Here is a 3,990-nt window from a genome sequence, read left to right on the forward strand (position 1 = left end):
GAAAAAAAGGGATAACTTTTCGGGTGTACCAACGTCGTGTAGTACATGGTAATGGTTACCCAGCTTCAGGTGGAAATTATTGCTTTTAAACCCGGCGTAGATACCCATAAAGCGGATTTCTGGTGCGCTGTATTCTGCTTCACTCCGGGGGCCATCCTGGTAGCTGGCGGCGTGGCCTGTTTGCACCTTCATTGCAATCATGAATAGCAGCGTTAAAAAGAGAAATTTTAACAGTCTTCTGTGACAAACAAGCATAGAGTTGACGTAGATCCCATTTGATAATTATTAATTTGTTAATCAGAGTTGATCTGTTAAATAGCCGTTTTTATTTTTACTGATTGAATGAATTGTTATGACTCCTATGGAGCTTGAGGAAAAATAGCAGTGGGCTCAGGATGTAGCAAGAATGGCTCTGTAGGTAACAGGCATAACAGGCAATGGGGTCTCTGTCATTATTCTCAAAAAGAGACGGAAAAGTTTACGGTGGGGCTTCTATTCCACTGCCTGTGAAGTTTTGGTGTGAAATCCCGCAGCGCTGGGTTGTCGAACCCTCATTTTCCTGATTAGAAAACTGCCGCTGTTTATGGAAAAATACTGAGCGTAAACTGATCACAAGTCTTCAATTTACGCATTTGGGCTTTATGCTACTCTTGTACCTGCCCAATAAGTCGGAAATGTCCTATTCCTCAGGGTCAGTTACTTGATGACTGTAATATATTGTTTTGTTTTTCATAATGTCTGAAATGAAAATTTGACTTTTTTGTCTCTCCAAGAATAAGGGCAGAGGTGCCTGAGATCGAGTGAAAAAAGGCCAACCACTTAGAAAGATTTACGTTGTACCTTTTGAATGCGGTGCTCATGGCCTCCCGATTATTATCGTACATAACCGTCAGATCGGCCGTTCCCAGAAGTGCGAAGAAAGTTTTTTTCATGTGTTCATTTTTTTCAATCTTCTGTGTCATTATCGTATCCCGGAACAGCTCACGTTCGTTGTCACGGCGATCATTAAGCGTCTCGTAAGCCCATAAATAATAGTGGACCCAGGTTGACTTTGTGCGATGTTTCTTTAATAGAGCACTACTTATAGCCTCATAATTTGGCTGAGATTCGAGCCGGGGCAGGTTATAAACGAATGCATCAAAACCGGTTTCAGGTTGTGGTGTTTTCTGGAGCGCTTGAAACGATGTTGTATACTCATTCCGGCTTAGCTCATAGCTTCCGGCATTCTCTAATAATTGATCAATATCAGAGGCTCTTACCTCTGATGATATATCAAGTACTTCGGGTTTACCTATTATAAAAGCCTTGACAAGCCTTAAATACTTCTTAATGTTTTCCGGTCTGCCACTATTTTTGATTTCACTGTCCAGAAAAAAAACATATTGCTTTGGTCTTTCTTTAATGATTATCTTCCTTGCTTCCTCCAGTGGTTTCAGAAGTATTCGTTCTATACTGTCCGGGTCGCTTACCCTGGGAAATAACGCTTGCTCAGCTTCAGAGTCATCCTTGCTGAACACAAACTGGATGTTATAGTTTGCAGGTATAATCAAAAGATACTTTGTGATCATTGTCGGCCAGCCAGCCTGTGGGATGTGCAGAAGATTAAACCGTTCATCAGTAAAGATTCTGATGGCTGTTTCAGCGGCAAAACGTACACCATATAGAGAGCTTGCTAACAACCCGGGCAAAATTTCTGTAAAAATCTTACCCGCTTCAATAAAGATTTTTTCCTCCGGCTTTTTGGTCGATGCATATTGAATAACCGGCTTATCACTTGAGTCTGTTTGCGAGGCTTCGGATGACTGACTCTGGTAGGACTGGTAGCTGTCTAGCCGCATACCCACTAGTGATTCCAGATAACCGGCATAATGGAAGCCAATGATACGCGCTCTCATGAAATGATCATGAGCGCTAGTGAGAACTCTTTTGCGACCGGTTAATACTATCCGCTGACTGTCAGGACTTATTTCTGCATTCAGGAGTGTTAGTCCAGCCAGGCAATGAAACCAGCCTAACATCTGTAGTGATACAGGATCCGTTTTATTTTCATATTGGTCTATGTGTTGTTTTAATTTCAGATAGCCAACTTCCCGGGCATGCTCAATAGCAAGAATAAAAGCACTTTCGTTACCCTTTCTGAACTGTTTCATGCTGGAAATGTTAAAGACAGCAAAGTCGATGTCTTTTGGTGTTGAATGAATATCATTCTTCTCGACTGGCTTATACAATATATGACTTTCAAACCATTGGCGTAATTGTTTCCAATCTTTTGAATCACTCTGGAGTTTTTTTGCCTTTTCTGGATTTCCACCGATTTGTCTTATGTTATACTCGTGAATCAGCAAAAGGACGTTGTACCATTCTGATGCATCCTTGGTAACCAATTCAGGAAATAAGCTAATTAATTTTTCTAGAAATTGTAAGTCATGACCAAAATGATGGGTGGTCAAGCTGGCTTGGATATTGATGGGAAGGGCTTTAAGATGAGGGAAAAAAGGCTTTTCTTCTGGTGAACCATTCAGATGAAAAGCAAGTTTTATGATATCTGCGCATGCCCGTTTTTCAGGATGAATATCTTCAATGAGTTGAGCCAGTTTTTTTCTGAGAAATATGATGTTTAATGAGTTCGATGAAATATAGCCCTGCACAGAAAAGCGCATGATAATTGACGATAGAGACAGACTATTAAATTTAAGCAAGTCCATTCGACCAGTGGCAAAGTGCAGTACCAATCTTAATATTGCTTCCGTATGTGCTTCCTTTGACACTTCCGCTGCCATTACCGCAGCTGCTATCGATTCCGTTCGAGCTTCTAATGACGCGGTGGTCTCTCGTTTAGTTTCTATTTCCACTTTTATTTCTGCTATCGCTTCCGCTGCTTCCTTTGCAGCTGCCTCTGCAGCCTTTTTTGCCGCTATTTTTGCTGCCACTAACGCCATCTTTGACGTATTCATTTTCACCGCTGCTGTATGCTTTTCTGCTTCCACTTGCCCATTCACTGTTGCCGCTTTCAATGTCGCCGTTGCCGTTGCCGTTGCCGTTGCAGACGCTTCCGCCGCCGCTGCTTCAGCTGCCGCTACCACTGCCGCTACCGCTAGCACTTGTTCATGCTGTTCGTCTGACAGCTGTTGCTGATTTATAAATGTCTCGCCCATTCGGGTCAAAATATTATCAACTGCGACGTCAGAACCTTTAGTCGGAAGTTGCTCCAAAAACTCTCTGAGTAGACGTATGGAAGGTGTTACCGTACCTGGAATCTTACGTTGCGGTTTTTTCAGATAAGTGTCTGCATCAAAGGCCAGTTTCAGTTCGAAAGGCTTTGGAATCAGTAACAGCCATTTGAGTAATATTCCGGCCAGAACCGCTGAATTTGGCTCTAATTCCAATAAGATCTCAATAGACTGTGACACTCCAGACAATGCAGAGAGACAGGCTCTTACTTTTGCATCAGGCTCTCCCTCCATACCATATTCAAAAAACAGCATGAGCATCCTTGCGTAAGGTAAGCAGAAGTGTTGAGAAAGTAAAATAGCCTCCTTTATCTTTTTGGCATTGAACTTGACTTCCGGACTAAAGGACAACTCTATGGTTTTGTCATCATCTGACATTTTGGCCCTCATCATGGCCAGTGCTTTCAAAAAATAGTAGTAGCCTATTCCTAGCTCGTTTATTGAATTTTTATTGTTTTCTAAAGCCTTTTTGAATGCCGAGATCTTTTTTTCTGTCTGTTCTAAAAAAAAAACCGGGTTTTCCTGAATTAGTCTGACTTCCTGAATAATATTGTTATCCAGTTGAAATAAATGCTGGATATATATCCGTTCACTGAACGCTTCTTTTGATACCCTGATACCTGGCTTTAAGTATTTTGGCTGTCTTGTTACACTTACTGCTCTTTTTGCTTTCTCAGGAGTTGCATCTCTTCCAGAGGTGAGTTGCGCCGAAGTGGTTGAAGTAGAGGAAGCCAATACTGGCACCGGAACCTCTTTGATT

At 41.9% G+C, this 3,990-nt stretch carries 2 protein-coding genes and 1 pseudogene; 1 reads left to right on the forward strand and 2 read right to left on the reverse strand.

Annotated elements, in window-relative coordinates; all coding sequences use genetic code 11:
* Positions 1 to 201 (reverse strand): hypothetical protein (locus KBW69_RS23130; protein ID WP_257282485.1); only part of this gene is annotated, 201 nt, incomplete at its 3' end.
* A gap of 323 nt (positions 202 to 524) precedes the next feature.
* Between KBW69_RS23130 and KBW69_RS23135 the strand changes: the two are divergent.
* Positions 525 to 704 (forward strand): annotated as a pseudogene (locus KBW69_RS23135) (hypothetical protein); the annotation flags it as partial.
* On the opposite strand, the gene KBW69_RS23140 reads toward KBW69_RS23135, so the two are convergent.
* A complete protein-coding gene (locus KBW69_RS23140) occupies positions 693 to 3,974 on the reverse strand; it encodes a hypothetical protein (protein WP_257282486.1) in 3,282 nt (1,093 codons plus the stop codon). The pseudogene KBW69_RS23135 and the gene KBW69_RS23140 sit on opposite strands and share 12 nt — an antisense overlap.
* Positions 3,975 to 3,990: the final 16 nt, after the last annotated feature.

Origin of the sequence: Endozoicomonas sp. ISHI1 (genome assembly GCF_024606225.1) — a bacterium.
Lineage (GTDB): Bacteria > Pseudomonadota > Gammaproteobacteria > Pseudomonadales > Endozoicomonadaceae > Endozoicomonas_A.